Below are 19,834 nucleotides of genomic sequence, written 5' to 3'. Positions count from 1 at the left end.
AGATATTTTACATGAAGTGGGAGCATTTTTAAGTGCTCCCTTTTTGTTTGGCATTCAAGAGCTATAGAGCTTCTTGAAAGCGGATCTCCTTACCAAAACAAGCTGCTTAAATCATCAATTTTTTCAATATGAAAAAAGCTGTTTTTAAACATCTTGAAAAGTTATTTTTTCTCTTAATCCTTCATTGCAAATGTAAAAGATAACTGCTATTGCTAAATGATAATGCAAATTATTTGCAATAAAAAGAAGGCATATAAAGGAAAGAGAGAATCAATGAACGTAAGAACGTTTTTCAGCATAGTTTTTGGAAGTGTTATTTTTTTTACACCCAATTTTGCTTTGTGTGCTGGTAAATTTAAAGCTGTTACGACATTCACTATCATTGCTGATATGGCACGCAATGTAGCAGGTGATGCTGCTGATGTTGAATCCATTACAAAACCAGGTGCGGAAATTCATGAATATCAACCCACCCCTCGCGATCTTATGCGTGCTCAGGGAGCTAACCTTGTATTGTGGAATGGATTAGAGTTAGAGCTTTGGTTTGAAAAGTTTTTTCAAAATATCAAGGATGTTCCAAGTGTTGTTGTTTCAAAAGGTATTGTACCCATTAAAATTGGTGAGGGCCCCTTTAGCGGTAAACCCAATCCTCATGCGTGGATGTCACCAACCTCTGCTTTGATTTACGTTGATAATATTCGCGATGCTTTTGTAAAATATGATCCTGAACATGCTGCTATTTATAAAGAGAATGCTGAAATTTATAAACAGAAAATTCGTGCAACGATTGATCCAATTAAGGCTGAATTAGAAGCCGTACCGCAAGATAAGCGTTGGCTTGTGACCAGTGAGGGGGCATTTAGCTATTTGGCGCGTGATTTTAATCTAAAAGAGCTTTATTTATGGCCCATCAATGCTGACCAGCAAGGAACACCACAGCAGGTCAAGCATGTTATTGATATGGTTCGCAAATACAATATTCATGCAGTTTTTTCTGAAAGCACTATTTCCCCTGCGCCTGCTAAGCAGGTTGCTAAAGAAACAGGGGCTAAATACGGTGGCGTTCTTTATGTTGATTCTTTAAGTGAGAAAAATGGTGAGGTACCCACTTATATTGATTTATTACGTGTCACGAGTGGGCGTATTAGCAATGCTTTATTAGAGGGAGTAAAAAGCCAATGACGGAATCTGGAATATTTGCCCAAGGAGTAACGGTAACTTATCGTAATGGACATACGGCTTTACGCGAAGTGAATTTTGAAAGTCCAAAGGGTTCTATTACGGCATTAGTTGGTGTTAATGGATCCGGTAAGTCAACGTTATTTAAAGCGATTATGGGGTTTGTACGCCCCTCAAAGGGAAAAATTCGCATGTTTGATTTGCCCGTTGATATAGCTTTGAAAAAAAACCTTATTGCTTATGTTCCTCAAAGTGAAGATGTTGATTGGAATTTTCCTGTCTTGGTCGAAGATGTTGTATTGATGGGGCGGTACGGTCATATGAATTTCTTTCGCTATGCCCGTACACAAGATTATGAAGCCGTTCGTATTGCCTTAGAGCGCGTTGATATGTTGGCTTTTGCCAAGCGCCAGATTGGAGAACTTTCTGGTGGACAGAAAAAGCGTGTTTTCCTAGCGCGCGCTCTTGCACAGAAAGCAAAAGCTATTTTATTAGATGAGCCGTTTACAGGGGTTGACGTTACAACAGAAGATAAAATCATTGCTTTGTTACAAGATCTTCGTAAAGAAGGAGCAGTGATCTTGGTTTCAACTCACAATTTGGGTTCTGTTCGCGAATTTTGTGATCATACAGTTTTAATAAAAGGAACCGTTTTAGCTTCTGGGTTAACAGAAAAAATCTTTACAAAAGAAAATCTAGAAAAAACTTTTGGAGGATCTTTGCACCACCATATTTTTGATCTTCCTAGCACAAAAAAAAATGATGGTTTCATGGGAAGAAAGCAGTCTGCAGTTTGTGAAGATATTGAAAGAGTGGAGCACGTTGCATGATTTCTTGGTTGCTTGAGCCACTGAGCTATCAATATATGGTGAATGCAATGTGGGTTTCTGGGTTAGTTGGGTGTGTTTGTGCCTTTCTTTCGGCTTTTTTGATGTTAAAAGGTTGGTCATTGATTGGTGATGCTCTTTCCCATTCGATTGTTCCTGGTGTAGCAGGAGCTTACCTTTTAGGGTTACCTTTTTCACTCGGCGCTTTTTTTTCTGGTGGTCTTGCAGCAGCAGCAATGCTCTTTTTTAACCACCGGACAAAGCTTAAAGAAGATACCATTATTGGGCTCATTTTTTCCTCCTTTTTTGCCTTTGGGTTGTTTCTCAAATCGTTAAAACCAATGGCTGTTAATATTGATACGATTGTTTTGGGAAATATTTTAGCCGTTAGTTCATCAGATATTCTACAATTGGCTTTTATCGGCTTTTTTTCGTTGCTTATATTGCTTTTGAAATGGAAGGATCTTCTTGTTTCGTTATTTGATGAAACACATGCGCATGCCATTGGATTAAATGTAAAGTTTTTAAAGATTCTCTTTTTCACATTACTTGCCGCTTGTACTGTTGCTGCTATGCAAACCGTTGGAGCGTTCTTAGTCATTTGTCTTGTTGTGACACCTGGGGCAACAGCCTATCTTTTAAGTGATCGTTTCGTGAATATCTTGGTTATTGCAGTTGTAATTGGAACATTCACAAGTGTCTTGGGTGTTTATGTGAGTTATTTTTTAAATGCACAAACGGGGGGGGTTGTTGTGCTTTTTCAAGCATCTTTATTTGTTTTGGCTTTTATTTTTGCTCCTAAACATGGGTATATTGCTGCACGCTTACGCATAAATGCGGCCAAAAAGGGTGTAATATTATCATGATTGATCAATTACTACTTCCGTTTCAGTTTTCTTTTATGCTTAAGGGTATGCTTATTGTCATGATTCTTTCTATTCCCATGGCGATGCTTTCCTGTTTTCTTATTTTGAAAGGATGGGCGCTGTTAGGCGATGCCATTTCTCATGCAGTTTTTCCAGGTGTTGTTGTTGGTTATATGACAACACCATGGGTAATCGCATTTTTGACTTCTTTGCCATTTGCTTGGTTTCAGCATATGCGTCCAGAGAATATTACAATGACTCTGATTACTTGCGGTGCTTTTGTTGCAGGAATGGTGTGTGCACTATTAACGGGTTTTTTAGGGAGCAATAGCCGTATCAAACAGGACACGGTGATGGGTGTGGTCTTTTCTTCGATGTTTGGTTTGGGGCTTGTTTTAGCCACGTCTATTTATAGTAGCTTAGATTTGAATCATATTCTATTTGGTAATCTTTTAGGTGTTAACTGGCTTGATATAACACAAACGGCGATCATTTCTGCTGTTGTCACTTTCATTTTAGCAGCAAAATGGCGCGACTTTATGTTGTATATTTTTGATACAGTTCAAGGACATGCAATGGGGTTACCAATATCTCTACTTCACTATACCCTTCTAACGATGATTTCTCTTACAATTGTTGCGGCTTTGAAAGCTGTAGGTATCGTGCTCGTTATTTCTTTACTGATAGCACCAGGAGCAATTGCCTATCTTGTTACAAAGCGGTTTTCTTTTATGTTAATGATCGCGATACTTGTTGCAGCTTTTTCTGGCTTTTTAGGGATTTATCTCAGCTTATTTATCGGCTCTGATTCTGCTTCCACAATTGTGTTGATCTTGACGTTGATTTTTATGGCTATTTTCATGATGATTTTTTTTCGTCAAAACACAGTTCAAGAAACTTAAAAGTGTTAAAATTCATGCATATCAGCCATGCATTTTTATATATTGTTTCTCATTTCTATTTTAATTAGAGTTCGGGGTGCTAGGTTATTTTTCCTCCTAATGTCTAGCAAGTGAATGCGGTACATTTTCTCCCCCCAACGCTGCATTCTTAATTAAGAGGCTGTATTGATTTATTCTGCAGCCTTTTTATTTTTTTGATTTTCTAAAATCTCTTCTCTTTTCTTGAAATCATTTAAAATGATTATCATATTGCGTAAGCTATTTGGTATTTTCAAGGAACTTATAACAGCAAAGACGCTTACGCATGAAGGGGTAGAAAGTAATTGTGCACTCAGACATGTAAACAGAAAAAAACAGATATAATGTTTTTGTAGAGGGTTTTGCGTAGAGGAAAAAAATACAAGAAAATGAAAAAAGATTTGAAGATATCTCACCCTTTGCGTATCTGCTATTATATAGCAGGGTGGACAATGGTTATATTAGGTATTATCGGTGTAGTATTACCTATTATGCCAACTGTGCCTTTTTTGTTAGTTGCCTCATGGTGTTTTACGCGTTCTTCTCCACGTTTTCATCAATGGTTGAATAATCATCGTATTTTTGGTCCCCCTATTAAGCGATGGGAAGAAAAAAAAGCAATCTCTCCATTCATTAAAGTTTTTGCAATAATGAGTATGACAGGAGGATTTTTATCCTTTTTCGTAATGGTACACCCTCCTTTATGGATTTCCTTACTTTTTGCGGTTATATTACTGCTGATTGCCATTTATATTGTAACACGTCCATCTTCATAATGATAGAAAAGGCTTTATGAGATATTCTTTTTAGCTTCGACTTATTTGTAAAAACTATGAGGACTTTTAAGTTTTGAATATAAGCTCTCCATATCCAAAATGCATATGAAATAGCAAGCTTTTTGAAAGCAATTAATTAATAATATGTTTGTGAAATGATTTTTATGAACAAAGAAGACTGTTTACGCACACTCAAAATGTTCTCACTTGGATAAACCACATTCATGGAAAAGAGTCATTATTTTTATAAGGCATGTTTGTATGAATCTCTACATATACATCATTGAAAAGTCATTGATATGATAGCCATTTCTTTCTAAAAAGACGTTTCGTTTATTTTCATATCTCTTAATGAGGATATAATACAAAGCAAACATCATCATCCTTGCCTTACAAAATGCACACCGATAGTCACCGTGCTATTTGTCATCCTCCAATGTTGCCTTAGCAATTCCTAATGTTACAACTGTAGCTTTTCATCGGGTTTTGTATATTTTTACACTAGATTTTGTACCAATTTATTTTTTTTCAAAGAGTTTTAAAGATGTTCTCAAAGGAGGGCAAAGCCTTTTCTCATTTTTACTATGGAAAAGCGCATTTAATGGTCAAAATTGTACATAAAAACAACAAATTACCACGTATTCCTACTTAATCCTATCTCTTCCCACTTAGTACAAACCTACTGTCGAGCTACAACAATAACCCTTAAAACTTGAAAACCTTCATACATGTAAGGAGATGAGTGTGCTTGATTTAAAAGGGTTGAAATGAAAAAAATTTATGATATTCACGCACGCTCTTTCAACATGCAAAACAACAGTATCTTGTTGTGCCGTATAACACCGTTATTTATGACAATGATATAAGGAAACCTCCTTGGCTAAACTTCCCTAGCAAGTTAAGTATTTTTTTAATGCGTAGTGAATATTTTTAAGTCTGATCTGTCGAATCCTTATGTAAGTGAAGCGTATGCGTGGTAGGCCAAGTAGAATCTGCTCAAAAAACAACCGAACTATTTACAGACCAGCAAAGGTTAAGAACCCTCATCCTTAGGGCAGGACAAAAATCAATCTTATAAACAATATGATGAGTCAATATACTCGTTTAAAGAACCGGAAACTACGTCTTTATAGGTCTAGCAATTCGCTTTTTATTACCAAAAAAATTGAGATAACGTTGTACTTCTTTTGAATCACCGATCGTTTTTTCAGGATTATCTGAAAGCTTTACGGCTGGTCGACCATTGGCATAGGTCACCTTACAAACAAGGGAAAGAGCATCAAGAGTTTCGATTTCCTGAGGTGCACAGCCTGTAAAGTCATTGGTAAGATCCGTGCCCCATCCAAAACTCATGCGCACTCTGCCATGGAAATGATGATAGGTTTTTTCAATTGTATTGACATCAAGAGCATCAGAAAAAATTAAAAGTTTTTCGCGTGGATCTTTTCCTTTTTCTTTCCACCATTGAATAATACGTTCGCCACCTTCAATAGGGGGCGCACTATCGGGTCTGAAACCTGTCCAATCAGCGACCCAATCTGGTGCATTGCGTAAAAATGCTTCTGTACCAAAGGTATCAGGTAAAACAATGAGAAGATTTCCACCATAATAACGGTTCCAATCTTGCAAGACTTGATATGGAGCTCTGCGTAATTCATCATCGTTGTTGCTGAGAGCCGCAATAACCATGGGCAATTCGTGTGCATTGGTTCCAAGAGCTTCTAAATCCGTATCCATGGCAAGAAGAACATTAGAAGTTCCAGTAAAAGAATTACCAATGCCTTCTTTTAATGCTTCCACACACCAGCGCTGCCATAAAAAAGAATGGCGACGCCTTGTCCCAAAGTCAGATATTTTAATATCAGGCAATTTTTTGAGACGTTCAACTTTACTCCACATTTTTGCTTTAGCACGCGCATAAAGTACATCAAGAGCAAAACGATCTAGTTTTTTGAGAGCTGCACGTGAACGTAATTCACTGATAATAGCAAGGGCTGGAATTTCCCACATAGAGCTATGAGCCCACGAACCATAAAAATGAAGCATATATTGGCCATCTTTGCGGGTTAGTTCATATTCTGGGAGTTGAAAATTCTCAAGCCACTGAAGAAAATCCGGTTCAAAAATTTGTTTGCGTCCATAAAATGTATTACCAGCAAGCCAGATCATTTCTTTTTTTGTAAAGCGCAAACTAAGAGCATGATCAAGTTGAGCACGTAATTCACTCTCATCAATATCATCGGCAAGACGTATTGTTTTAGAGCGATTTATGAGGGAAAAAGTAACATTAACATTAGGATACAACCCCCAAATCATCTGTACCATAAGAAGCTTATAAAAATCCGTATCGAGAAGTGAACGAATAATGGGATCAAGTTTCCAAGTATGATTGTAAACACGTCTAGCAATATCCGGATGATTCATAACCTTTTTCTTTCAGTTTCATAAAATCTAAAATATTATGCACCAACACGGACAATATAGGCGGTGCAATATAACAACTCTACAGTTTTGGGCAAGAATAAAAAAGTCTGCTCTCTTTTTCATCTTTCATCTCTAAGATTTAACAATACGTATAATTTCATGCTGACCTGTTTTGTGTAACTTTATCCCCGCATGAACTTCGGTATATTTTTTGCCATTAACATGGAGCATATTTTTAGGTCCCCATTTTACTTTAATGGTATAAACGGCATCATAAAACTTCATTGTTGCTTCATATTTTGGCCAAATAGAGGGTAAATGTGGCTGTAAAAACAACAGATCTCCCTGACGCTGTATTCCAAGAATAGCTTGTGTTGCAGCACGATAAAACCAACCGGCTGAGCCTGTATACCATGTCCAACCGCCTTGACCACATCGTGGTTCAACAGAATAAATATCTGCGGCCATCACATAAGGTTCAACACGATAAGTTTCAGGATCTTGTCCATGGGTAATCGGGTTAATCATAGAAAATAAAGCGTAAGCTTTATCGTTTTGTTCCATTTCAGCCAATGCTAAAATACTCCAAATGGCACCATGCGTGTATTGACCACCATTTTCTCGGATTCCCGGAGGATAACCTTTTATATAACCGGGCTCAAGTGTGCTTTTATCAAAAGGTGGCCAAAAAAGGCGAATGAGTCCGCCTTTTTTATCATAGAGATGTTCCAACATTGATGTCATTGCTTGCTTTTGATGTTCAGGCGACGCCATTTGAGAAATGACAGCCCAAGATTGAGCAATGGTATCAATTTGGCATTCATCATTAATTTTAGAACCAAGAGGTGTTCCATCATCAAAATAACCACGTCGATACCAAGCACCATCCCAACCGTTTTCCTCTAGGGATTTTGTTAAGCGTTCAAGGTATGTACTCCATATTTGCATATGGCTGTTATCACCACGTTTTTTGGCCAAAGGAATAAATGCTTGTAATGTGTACCCAAGAAACCATCCTAACCAAATGCTTTCGCCTTTTCCTTCCACACCTACCAAATTCATGCCATCATTCCAATCCCCACCTAAAATAAGAGGGAGACCATGGGGCCCGCAGCGTTTAATGGCAAGGTCTAAAGCTAAAGCACAATGTTCATAAACTGTTGCAACCTTTGAGGATTGGATAGGTTGAAAATAAGCATCCTGTTGCCCACTTTTGAGAACATCACCTTCAATAAAAGGAATGAGCGTATCAAGAAAAGCGTCATCACCAGTGGTAGTGACATAAAGAGCTGTTGCATATGCAAGCCAAACGATATCATCAGAAATGTATGTACGAACACCAGCATTTGTGTCAGGCAACCACCAATGTTGCACATCCCCTTCAAGAAATTGGTGCGCTGCTGCATTTAATAATTGTTCACGTGCTAATTGTGGTTCCAGCAATAACAAAGACAGGCTATCTTGTAACTGGTCACGAAAACCAAATGCACCACTCGCTTGGTAAAAGCCTGCACGTGCCATGATGCGGCATGCGTAGATTTGATAAGGAAGCCAATGGTTGACCATAAGATTAAAAGAAGCGTCAGGTGTTTTGACTTGGAAAGGAGAAACAAAATCACTCCATTGCTGTTTTTGTTTTGTGAGCAGAATTTCAAAATCACTTGCATGTACTTGATTGAGTAATTTTTCAGCTTCTTGCCTATTTTCAGCACTGCCAAGATAGAAGATGATTTCTTTTGTTTGCCCTGGTTGAAGATCAATATCATAGGCGAATGCTGAACAAGGATCACATCCTGCTTCAATGATATTCGAAAGAGCACCAGCTTTACGGATCGCAGTTGGATGCGTTACGGTTCCCGTTGCACCAATAAATTCAGCACGATTGGTTGTGGTGCTGGTTGGCATTTCAGATGCCGATAAGAATGTGACTTGTTGAGATTTTTCAATGTGATAAGGATTTTGAATAAAATGTACACCCCTTTTGTCCTCATAAGAGGAAATAATGAAGGGGGCATATTTTGTACGGGTATTTCCCAAAACCCATTCAACATAATTATAAAGGCGTAAACTGCGTAGTTTTTTCCCTTCATTCGTGAGGGTAAGACGTGAAAAGCGAACTGATTTTTCCGGATCGAGTGTATGAGTCAGTTCTAATGCAATTTCTGAATGTGTCGATTTAAAAGTTGAAAATCCAAAACCATGACAAGCCTCATAGACAATATTTTCATCACATTCTACAGCAGAAACGGGTGAAAAACGTTTTAAAGACTGGCGATCAACCAGATAAAGTGCTTCTCCTGGCCGGTTAGATGTTGGATCATTTGCCCAAGGAGTTAATTTATAATCGCGGCTATTATTAACCCAAGTAAAAATTGCACCTTCAGCAGAGACATGAAAACCAAATTTGTGGTTAGCGATGACGTTAATCCACGGGTGCGGTGTAGTTGTACGTCCATGAAGACGTATTACATAATGGTTATACTGGTTAAAACCACCGTAACCATTCCAATATTTTAGATCTTCTCCATTTATGGGAAAGGAGGAGGGTTTTTGTTGGCTAATAAGACCAATGGAAGCAAAAAAATTTTGTTCAGTTTGTATTGTAACTTGCCTTCCTTCGCTATACTTTGGGGAATCTAATTGATCATGCAATTCATGATAATTTTTATGAACTGTAAGATCAAAATCACTCTCATCAAGTCGTTTAAGCTGTTCAGATAAAGAGCCATTTTGGGCATCAAGAACGATGCGCGCTGATGCAAGAAGCGTTTTAAAACTCTGTTCACTCATTTGATCGCGTCGAAGCATGAAAATATGTTGGCGTTCATCTGCTTTTTGCGTGTGGTGATAATAAGATTCACAGACCCACTCAAGAGCGCGTTGTGTATTTTGTATGTAGGAAAATGTTTGTTCATTAAGAATGACCAAATCAACAATGAGTCCGCGTATATGCCAATATTCGTGTGCTTTAAGGAGCTCGCGCAGTACAGAGATATTTCCCTCGTTATTTAACCTAAGAAGACAGAGTGGATTGTCTCCTGAAATGGACATAGGCCAAAGATCGGACTGTTTTCCAAGCGTTTTTGCTAATATTTCAGGAGAAAGACGCCATGTTCGATCAAGGTAGATAAGCGATGTGGCATATTTTTGATAGACAATAGCTTCTTTAGGCTGGGTTCCGCTCTGATACAGTGCGACTTGTGAGCGCGTCCATGCCCTTGAAAGTTCTTTTTGAAACATATCGGGTTGTCGATAATGTTTAATATGATTATGCAGCGCTTCTTTTGTATGAGCAGCAAAAGTCCAAAAAATAAGTTCTGCTTTTCCATATGCTGAAATTTTGATACGGCATCGCAATGACATAATAGGATCAAGAACACAACCTTGACTGTTACTGAAACGAGCATTTTGGTCAAATGCAGCGGGCCGATGAATAGATCGACCCCGCCCAATAAACAGAGAGCGATCCGTTTCAGCTTCTGTCTCTTGGAGAATATCTGTTGTACTAGAGACAAAATGGGCAACATAGATTTCAGGATCGCTAGGTGAGCGTTTGCGCCTTTTGGCAAAAATTGTTTTACCTTCCTCAGCAATTTCTGTCTCTATAAACATACGGGAAAAAACAGGATGAGCTTCGTCTGTATCCATTGTGGCAAGCGCTAATTCACCATAAGAAGTCACTTCAATGAGGCGCTCTTTATTTGTCGTATTCATCAGTTGAATACGTCTACCTTCGCCACATCCTTCAGATGTAATAAGACATTCAAGTGTTGATTTTATACCATCAACCATTTTTGTATATTCAGCCTTTTCATCTGTAAAAATGCTGACAGCTTCTTCTTCAATAACACGTGTTGGCTCACTAGTAACAGACCACCACCGTCCACTATGCGTATCGCGTAAGAAGAATAAAGTACCTTGTTGATCTTCTGTTGCATCAGGAATAAAACGCGTAATCGCATAATCGTGCCACCGACTGTAACCAGAACCATTCGCTGTTAGCATGGTAAAATAAAAGCCATTAGACAAAAGTAACGTTTCTCGTGGTTTGAGCAACGGGTTTGTAATAATGCGCAAAGGAGCGGCGTCAAGTGCTTGAGACTTATTGCGCATACGATTAACAGCTTTGGTATGAATAATAGGAATGAGATGAGGCGCTCTTTCCTGTAACAGCAATTGCGTTGCTTCAATAATGGGATCACGGTGAAAACGGTCACGCATTCGCCCTTGAAAAATAACATTGTTAAGAGCAAGGATAGACATGCCATGATGGTGCGCATAATAATTGCGTACAACAGCGTATTTTTCCCCTGTTTTCACGCGTGAAGGGGTAAAATCGACAGAGTCATAATAACCATATGTTCCTAAAGCTCCAAGATCACGGAGTCGTTTTAAATTAGCGACAGCGCAAGCAGGAGCATATTGTGCCGCTAGAAGGCTGGCATAGGGAGCAATGACAGCATTGCGTGAAAGACCACGTTGGAGTCCGAGGTTTGGAACACCAAAATGAGCGTATTGGTAATTCATTAAATGATCGCGAGCGTTAAATGCGGCCTCTGAAATACCCCATGGCAATTCCCGTTTATGAGCATATTGTATTTGACAATGAATAATCAATCGATTTGTTTGATCTAGGAGAGATCCTAAAGGTTCATGCATTACGAGAGATGGCATAAGATATTCGAACATCGATCCAGACCATGATAGGAGCGCACCTTTCCAACCTATGGGTACGAGGAGTCGACCAAGACGAAACCAATGTTTAAGTTTTATGTCTCCTTTTGCGATAGCAAAAAAACTTGCAAGACGTGCTTCTGAAGCAAGTAGATCATAACAATTTTCATCGAGTTTGTTTTCTTGAACACGATATCCAATGGATAAGAGATGCCGTTTAGGCTGTTCTAAAAAGTCAAATTTCATATCAAAGGCTATTTGCCGTGCTACTATAGCCAACCTGTTTAGTTTTTTACGTAATTTTTCAGTATCACAATGAGCAGTCGCATCATGATGATAAGCGTTACAGGTATCGATAAGGCATTTAGCCCAAGAAAGCGCACGAGCAGATTCTATCGTTTGAATTTTGTGGTCAAGTTCACTGACTAAGTGCACAATATCGTGGGCTGCATGTGAAAGGTCTATGATGTGAGAAGGAATCGTATTTTCTTGTTTTACAAAAGTGAAGACAGAGTCATGAAAACGAATGATGTTTTCTTCGATTTTTTGACGTAACGAGCGTAAATTGGGTTGATGATCTGGAATTTCTTTGACAGTTTCTTCAAGAATAGCAAGAACATCCGATAAGCCTTCTCGATCACTTTGAAAAAAAAGAGGCAGTTTTTCAGCCCATTCACTTAAGGCAGAAGAGAGTGTTATCAAATGACCGGCAAGATTTCCTGAATCAACGGTTGATACATAAGTAGGTAAAAGAGGCCTGAGTGTATCCGTTTCATACCAATTATAGAGATGACCACGGAACTTTTCCATTTTTGTAAGAGAGCGTAATGTACATTCAATACGGGTAATGGTCTCTTCAAAACCAATCCAGCCAAAATCACGTGCAGCAATAATAGAAAGGAGATAAACGCCAATATTCGTAGGAGATGTACGTTGAGCAACAAGAGGTTCAGGATCTTCTTGAAAATTATCGGGAGGCAAATAGTTGTTTTGTGCATTGACAAAGGTTGTATAATAAAGCCATGTACGCCGTGCAATAGAGCGAAGTTTTTTTTCATCTTTTGAAGAAAGATCAAGACTATCTTGAAAGGTTGAAGGTTGACTCACAATCCAAGCAATGAAGGGTGAAAAAAACCATGCTATCCCAAAAGGAAAAGCAATCAAGCTTGCAAAACTATCAGAAAAAAGAGAAAGTGCTACAGTAAGGACACCAATAAGCGATGCTGGTGCCATTATAAAAACATAGAAGCGCAAACTATTGGGCATTGATTTTGTTGCGGCAGAAGTTTTCCATTCAAGAAGATGCTGTTTTGAAATCGTCATACGATAGAGTGTACGAATAATCGCATCGGTCATAAAATACGCCGAATGAGCAAGAAACGTTGTTTTAAGAAATATATCAGCGCTTGTAAGAGCAGTTTTGTTCCAAATTAATTGAAAATGTCCACGCAAAGAATGATCTATATTGGACGAGACAAGCGTTTTTAATACACATAGAATGGAAGAAATGAAGGAGCTAAACAACAAGAATATTTGCCAGACGATTGCACTCTTGAAAGACAAAAAAGTCCATCCTGCAAATGCTGCGATTAACCACATAAGTGGAGTAAGAGAACGACGTAAATTATCCTGCATTTTCCAACGCGTCACGGAACTTATTTGACGGTGGAAAAAAAGATAAGGCAAAAGCTGCCAATCACCGCGAATCCAGCGATGATAACGCATAACATCAATATTATAAGCGGTTGGATAGTCTTCAATGACTTCTATGCTACTTACCAGAGCAGTACGAGCATAACCTCCTTCTAAGAGATCATGACTAAGAATAGTATTTTCTTTAATTTTGCCATCAAGCGCTTGTTCAAATGCATCAATATTATAAAGACCTTTACCGATAAAGGTACCTTCTCCTAAAAGATCTTGATAAGTATCAGAAACGGCAAAAACATAAGGATCAATGCCACGGTTGATAGAAAAAACCCGTTGGAGAATTGATGTTTTTTTTCCTGTTGTAAGAGAAGAAATAATGCGTGGTTGTAAAACGCTATAGCCTTTTACAACTTTTCCACTTTGCGGATCAAAAATGGGATGATTGAGTGGATGGTTAAGCTTTCCAACAAGTTTCGCGACGCTCTCTGGAGTAAGACGTGTATCACAATCCAGCGTCATAACAAAACGGCAATCCATAGGAAGGTGTGGATTGGGAGGATAAAAGCTTGTGTTTTTATCGCCTCTTAAGAGCCGATTGAGTTCATGAAGTTTTCCTCGCTTTCGTTCCCATCCCATCCAACATTTTTCGCTTGTATTATAAAGGCGTCGGCGATGTAAAAGGAAAAAAAGAGGAAGTTCATCACGATGATAACGACTATTGAGTTTATCAATACTCTTTTGCGCATAGTGCAATAAATCAAGATCATCTTGCGTTTCTCTCAATGGAGCATCCACCCAATCTGTAATGAGCGCAAAATGAATGGCACCTTTAGGATTGGAAAGATAGTGCACTTCAAGATTGCGCACTTGTTCATCAATATCATCGCGTGATGTCATCAAAGTAGGTACAACAACCATTGTCCGTGCATGTTTTGGAATACCTTCTTTATATTCATAGCCAATGAGTTGTCTTGATGGGACAAACCATGAAACAACAGTGTTAAATAAAGCAAAAGCAGCATCGATAGCAGGAAAAAGCGCTAATACAGTAAAGCAAAAAGACATCCATGATGTCATGCCAGATATTTGTAAAAGGGCGTAAATTACAAGCAAAAGAGCGAGCGTCAGAAAAGAGACAGGAATAGCGATGACTCTCAATTTTGAGCAACAGGAAGCTCGTGTCCATTTTATGAGAAAGGGCGGGATATATCCACAAGCCTTTTCAAATATGCCACGACCATCATCAACAAGGTACCACCCCACACAAGAATGATGAGGCATATCTTTAGAAGTGGAATTTGCCATTTCTACAACTTTATGTGCAATTTCCAGCTCACTAAGAGGCGAAAAGCGTGCAACTTTTTCAATGACTTGTCGATAAATATTGCGTGAGTGAGAATCAATTTCAGAAAAATCACTATTTTTACGCAAAATAGAATCGACACAACTCACTGTTTCAAACCATGCTGTCCAATCAACATCATCTATAGCTTTAAGAGCACGGATAATATTTCCCATGGTCACACCATCTGCTGCTTGTCGGGTATGTTCATCAGCTGTTGCAATCTCTAAGCTACTGCCTTGGCTTTTCAATTGCTTTTCAAGCCAAGTCAATGCTACGGTTGAATCGACAGATGCACTGCGTAGGCGATAGAATAAATGTGCTGAAAACGTTGGATCAACAGTAAATGGTTTATACTGCGTAAAGAGAGAGTGTAGATTTGTTTTATTTTCTACAAGAGAAATTTTATCAGCCACTTGACTAGCAAGATGGCGCATATGTCGCGCTTTTTCGATACATACTGAAAGACGACGGACATTTTCAATGAGCAGCATTTGCATAACAGAAGGAAGAGCCCACAATTCACCAATTGTGAGCGCACAAACTTCTTGAAATCCATTGGTCATAGCAGTGAATGTTTCTTGTGAAAAGCTGCTATCAGTATGCGCAATATAAAGCCAAGTTAAAGCAAAAATTCGTGGTATTCCCGCTTTGTGTGTAAAAAGAGGAAGTTGCTTTATGAAGGACTTAGGTAGATTACGACGTAGCTTTTGTATAGTTTTATCAATGGTGTAATGATTATCAATGAGCCATTGAGCAGACGGTGCGATAGTCTCATCATTTCGGGCTGCAAAATCACTGGTATGAAAGGCATTAAGAATAAGTTTCGCATTTTCATTCAATCTCTTGCGAAAATCTTCTACTCCTTCATATTCAGGGAGTAAAATTTCTTTACCAGAAGCTATATCATGCCCTAAGTTATAAAGATCTTCCCGTACCTTATAAATTGCACGAAGAGGAAAATCCGTATTAATAAAATGGTTTTTTTTCTCTTTTTGAGAAAAAAAGCACTTTATGAAAGGTATTATGCACGTCATAATGTCCCATTGTTATTCAATTACATCGTTTTTTATTTAAATTGTAAGCATTTTATCTGAATAGTGAACCGTTGATAGACAAAAAAACAAACTTTTTGTTTTTAGTTGCAAGCAGTTATAATTTTTTACGCAATAATTAGAAAATAAGCAGACAATTTTTTTAGAAAATAAAAAGGTCACCCTAAAATGAGTGACCTTAATAACACCGTAAGCTTTAATGATTGATGATTAATCTTGTTCTTGTTTTTTTAAAGCAGCACCAAGAATATCACCAAGAGAAGCACCCGAGTCTGTAGAACCATATTGTGCAACCGCTTCTTTTTCCTCTGCAATTTCTAAAGCTTTAATCGATACTGAAATTTTACGTGTTTTTTTATCAAATGCTGTGATGCGAGCATCAACCTTTTGCCCAATTGCGAAACGCTCAGGACGTTGCTCATCACGATCACGCGCGAGATCAGCACGCCGAATGGTTGTCTCAAGGTTGTGGTCAATCAATTTCACACCAATGTCATTGTCGTTAACAGCAATCACTTCGCATGTTACAACAGCACCTTTTCGCAATTCGCCAGAAGCAGCTGCTTCTCCAACTTTATCGCTGGAAAGCTGCTTAATTCCAAGAGAAATGCGCTCTTTTTCAATGTCAACATCAAGGACCACAGCTTTAACGATATCGCCTTTATTGTAAGTATCAATGACTTGTTCACCAGGACGGTTCCAATCAAGATCAGACAAATGAACCATACCGTCAACATCGCCTTCAAGCCCAATAAACAGACCAAATTCTGTTTTATTTTTAACCTCTCCTTCAATTTGCGAATTGACAGGAAATTTATTGGCAAAAGCTTCCCATGGATTTTCAAATGTTTGCTTTAAGCCAAGAGAAATACGCCGTTTAGAAGGATCAATCTCAAGAACAACCACTTCTACTTCTTGTGATGTAGACAGAATTTTCCCAGGATGAACATTTTTCTTCGTCCAGCTCATTTCAGAAACATGGATCAGCCCTTCGATTCCTGGCTCAATTTCAACAAAACCACCGTAATCAGTAATGTTGGTGACAGCACCCGTAATTTTTTTACCAATCGGATACCGAACACTAATGCTTTCCCAAGGATCACTTTCAAGCTGTTTCATTCCAAGAGAAATACGGTGTGTATCCTGATTGATGCGAATAATCTGGACTTTAATCGTTTGACCAATTGTGAGGACTTCAGATGGGTGGTTAACACGCCGCCATGCCATATCTGTAACGTGCAAGAGACCATCAATCCCACCAAGATCAACAAAGGCACCATAATCTGTGATATTTTTCACCACACCTTCAACGATTTGGTTTTCTTCAAGATTTTGTACAATTTCTGAACGTTGCTCGGCGCGACTTTCTTCTAAAACAGTACGACGTGAGACCACAATATTGCCACGACGACGGTCCATCTTCAAGATTTCAAAGGACTGAGAATTATGCATGAGAGGTGAAACATCACGAATGGGACGAATATCAACTTGGCTGCGCGGCAAGAAAGCAACAGCACCATCAAGATCGACTGTAAAACCACCTTTTACTTGGCTAAAGATCACTCCATCAACGCGTGCACCAGCATTGAATTTTTCCTCCAAACGGACCCAACTTTCTTCGCGCCGTGCTTTTTCACGGGATAAAACAGCTTCGCCCATCGCATTTTCAATGCGTTCAATGTAAACCTCAACTTCATCGCCAACTTGCAAAGAACCGTCTTTTGCTTTAGCTCCAAATTCTTTGAGAGGAATACGTCCTTCAACTTTAAGACCAGCATCAATAATGGCCATGTCTTTTTCGATTGCAATAACACGACCTTTAACAACAGATCCTTCATTAAGATCATTGGTTTGAAAAGATTCTGTTAAAAGGGCTTCAAAATCCGCTGTTGTGGGATTGTATTGTGACATAAGAACTCCTAATATATACCTTGTGTTATAAGGTATGAGCGCTAGGTTAGTGTTAACATAAGCAACTCCCTGCCTTTTTCCTTGAATAAAGGAAAAAAAGTTAGCGCGAGGCTGGAAGTCACCTTAACGAATTTATCCAATTATATGCATTTTTATGATTGGATCAATAAAACTACATGCAATTTCAAATGTTGCTTCTATACTCAATTCTGATGTATCAAGCAAGTGGGCGTTTTTTGCTGGTTTTAGTGGACTTTGTTTACGGGTTATATCGCGACTGTCGCGCTGTTCAAGTTGAGCTAGGATTTCATGATAATTTGCTTGAACCCCCTTTTTTAAAATCTCCTGGTAGCGACGTTTGGCGCGCGTCTGAACATTGGCTAAAACATAAAACTTGATATCGGCATCAGGACAAACAATAGTTCCGATATCACGTCCATCAAGCACACAGCCAGGCAAAACTTTAGCAAAGTTGCGTTGTTTTTCGACAAGAATTTTGCGTACAGCAGGGTTAATCGCTATTTTTGAAGCCGCTTCACCAAGTTCATGAGAAGAAAGAAGGGCAGGATTTAAGGTATTAAAATCAAGTTCTTTAGCATAAATAATAGCATTTTTTTCATCATTAAGAGCTAAATTTTGTTGTAAAAGCGTATGAGCAACACTACGATAAGTAAGACCCGTATCGAGATGGCGAAGACGATAATGTGCAGCAATTTTGCGTGCTAAGGTTCCTTTGCCTGAGGCTGCAGGTCCATCAATGGCAATAACAAAAGGCTTCAAGCAATTTTCCCCCCAAGTTGTTTTATAAAAGGAATAAATTCTGGAAAGCTCGTAGCGATCATTCGTTTATCATCAATGGTAACAGGTTTTTCTGATATAAGCCCAAAAATGAGAAAACACATAGCAATTCGATGATCAAGATGTGTGGAGACATGTCCACCACCCAAACCTTTGGCAGAACCTTTCCCATAAACAATAAGAAAATCTTGACCTTCTTCACAGTCTACGCAATTAATTTCGAGTCCTTGAGCAACAGCAGACAGTCGATCTGATTCTTTTACACGCAATTCTTCAATTCCTAACATCACTGTTTTGCCTTCTGCAAAGGCTGCTGCTACTGCCAAAGCAGGATATTCATCAATCATTGATGGAGCACGTTCTTTGGGCACCGTAACACCTCTAAGAACCGATGATTTTATCCGTAGATCAGCAACATCCTCTCCACCTGTTTGACGTCGGTTCAAAAATTCAATTTGAGCACCCATTTCCCTCAATGTTTCGATAAGTCCTATTCGAGAGTTATTTATCAAAACATTTTCAATGGTGATATCAGAGTCTTCTACAAGAAGGGCTGCGATAATTAGAAAAGCAGCAGAAGAAGGATCACCCGGAATATGAATCGTTTGTCCAGTAAGATGGGGTTGACCGTTAAGATGAATCAAACGCGCACCTTCATTATCTTTTTCTATTTCAAGTTGTGCACCGAATGCTTTTAACATTTTTTCCGTATGGTCTCGTGTCAGAACTGGTTCAATAACAGTTATAATGCCGGCGGTATTGAGTCCAGCAAGCAGGACTGCTGATTTAATTTGGGAGGAAGCTATTGGAACACGGTAACGAATCGGATTAGCCATTTTCGGACCATAAAGCGTTAAAGGAAGGTGATCGTCGTGCGTTGCTTCAATTTCAACCCCCATGAGACGCAGTGGATCAAGGATACGTCCCATTGGACGTTTAGAGAGAGAAGCATCACCAATAAAGGTTGTTTTCATATGATATGGACCAACCATTCCCATAACCAAACGAGCACCTGTTCCAGCGTTTCCAAAGTCTAAAGGTTTTTGTGCAGCTAAAAGGCAACCATTCCCTGTTCCTCGTATGGTCCATAAGCCATCTTTTTTAATAATACAGGCACCCATAGCTTGCATAGCAGCAGCTGTATTGAGTACATCAGCGCTTTCAAGTAATCCATGAATATGTGTCTCACCACTTGCTAATCCTCCCAATATAAGAGAGCGATGAGAGATTGATTTATCTCCTGGTATTTTAATTTTTCCAGAGAGACTACTCGATTTATAGGTGGTTATAGGGATTGCTTTTTGCATGGAAATTCTATTTAATTCTATCTAACTTTTATGAAATTGTGCATCCTTTAGCACATGCTTTAAAAGACGTCATGAAAAAATCACTGTGAAACGGTGTATTTATCT

Annotated in this window: 10 protein-coding genes; 5 read left to right on the top strand and 5 right to left on the bottom strand. The window is 38.7% G+C overall.

Going from position 1 to position 19,834, the window contains the following annotated elements; all coding sequences use genetic code 11:
• Positions 1 to 273 precede the first annotated feature (273 nt).
• The 5 genes from ACFIKQ_RS00915 to ACFIKQ_RS00895 all read left to right on the top strand — a co-directional run bounded on the left by ACFIKQ_RS00915 (position 274) and on the right by ACFIKQ_RS00895 (position 4,568).
• Entirely contained in the window at positions 274 to 1,182 is a 909-nt protein-coding gene (locus tag ACFIKQ_RS00915; protein ID WP_375655607.1) for a metal ABC transporter substrate-binding protein, read from the top strand.
• Entirely contained in the window at positions 1,179 to 2,009 is an 831-nt protein-coding gene (locus ACFIKQ_RS00910) for a manganese/iron ABC transporter ATP-binding protein (protein WP_375635416.1), read from the top strand. Before ACFIKQ_RS00915 ends, ACFIKQ_RS00910 begins: the two co-directional genes overlap by 4 nt.
• On the top strand, positions 2,006 to 2,872 hold the full coding sequence (locus ACFIKQ_RS00905; protein WP_012754510.1) for a metal ABC transporter permease: 867 nt from the start codon (positions 2,006 to 2,008) through the stop codon (positions 2,870 to 2,872). Before ACFIKQ_RS00910 ends, ACFIKQ_RS00905 begins: the two co-directional genes overlap by 4 nt.
• Positions 2,869 to 3,774, top strand: a complete 906-nt coding sequence (locus ACFIKQ_RS00900) for a metal ABC transporter permease (protein WP_012754509.1) — start codon at positions 2,869 to 2,871, stop codon at positions 3,772 to 3,774. The genes ACFIKQ_RS00905 and ACFIKQ_RS00900 overlap by 4 nt, the downstream gene beginning before the upstream one ends.
• Before the next feature lie 407 nt (positions 3,775 to 4,181).
• Positions 4,182 to 4,568: a YbaN family protein gene (locus ACFIKQ_RS00895; RefSeq protein ID WP_375655605.1), complete on the top strand. Its 387-nt coding sequence runs from the start codon at positions 4,182 to 4,184 to the stop codon at positions 4,566 to 4,568.
• Between the two features lie 1,119 nt (positions 4,569 to 5,687).
• On the opposite strand, the gene pncB is transcribed toward ACFIKQ_RS00895, so the two are convergent.
• From pncB to aroA, 5 genes are all read right to left on the bottom strand, one after another.
• Positions 5,688 to 6,992, bottom strand: coding sequence for a nicotinate phosphoribosyltransferase (gene pncB, locus ACFIKQ_RS00890; protein WP_375632143.1), 1,305 nt, complete (start codon positions 6,990 to 6,992; stop codon positions 5,688 to 5,690).
• A 132-nt stretch (positions 6,993 to 7,124) separates the two neighbouring features.
• Entirely contained in the window at positions 7,125 to 15,695 is an 8,571-nt protein-coding gene (locus ACFIKQ_RS00885; protein WP_375655603.1) for a GH36-type glycosyl hydrolase domain-containing protein, read from the bottom strand.
• A gap of 228 nt (positions 15,696 to 15,923) precedes the next feature.
• Positions 15,924 to 17,624 carry a 30S ribosomal protein S1 gene (rpsA, locus tag ACFIKQ_RS00880; protein ID WP_026500132.1) on the bottom strand — a complete coding sequence of 567 codons (1,701 nt, stop codon included), beginning with the start codon at positions 17,622 to 17,624 and terminating at the stop codon, positions 15,924 to 15,926.
• 132 nt (positions 17,625 to 17,756) lie between these two features.
• The gene (gene cmk / locus ACFIKQ_RS00875) at positions 17,757 to 18,404 is read right to left on the bottom strand and encodes a (d)CMP kinase (protein ID WP_375635413.1); all 648 of its coding nucleotides are present in this window, start codon (positions 18,402 to 18,404) and stop codon (positions 17,757 to 17,759) included.
• The gene (gene aroA / locus ACFIKQ_RS00870; protein ID WP_375655601.1) at positions 18,401 to 19,729 is read right to left on the bottom strand and encodes a 3-phosphoshikimate 1-carboxyvinyltransferase; all 1,329 of its coding nucleotides are present in this window, start codon (positions 19,727 to 19,729) and stop codon (positions 18,401 to 18,403) included. The genes cmk and aroA overlap by 4 nt, the downstream gene beginning before the upstream one ends.
• Positions 19,730 to 19,834 lie beyond the last annotated feature (105 nt).

The sequence above is a fragment of the Bartonella sp. MR63HLJHH genome (assembly GCF_042194155.1).
Classification (GTDB): domain Bacteria; phylum Pseudomonadota; class Alphaproteobacteria; order Rhizobiales; family Rhizobiaceae; genus Bartonella; species Bartonella grahamii.
This window is presented reverse-complemented; position numbering and strand designations above follow the sequence as displayed.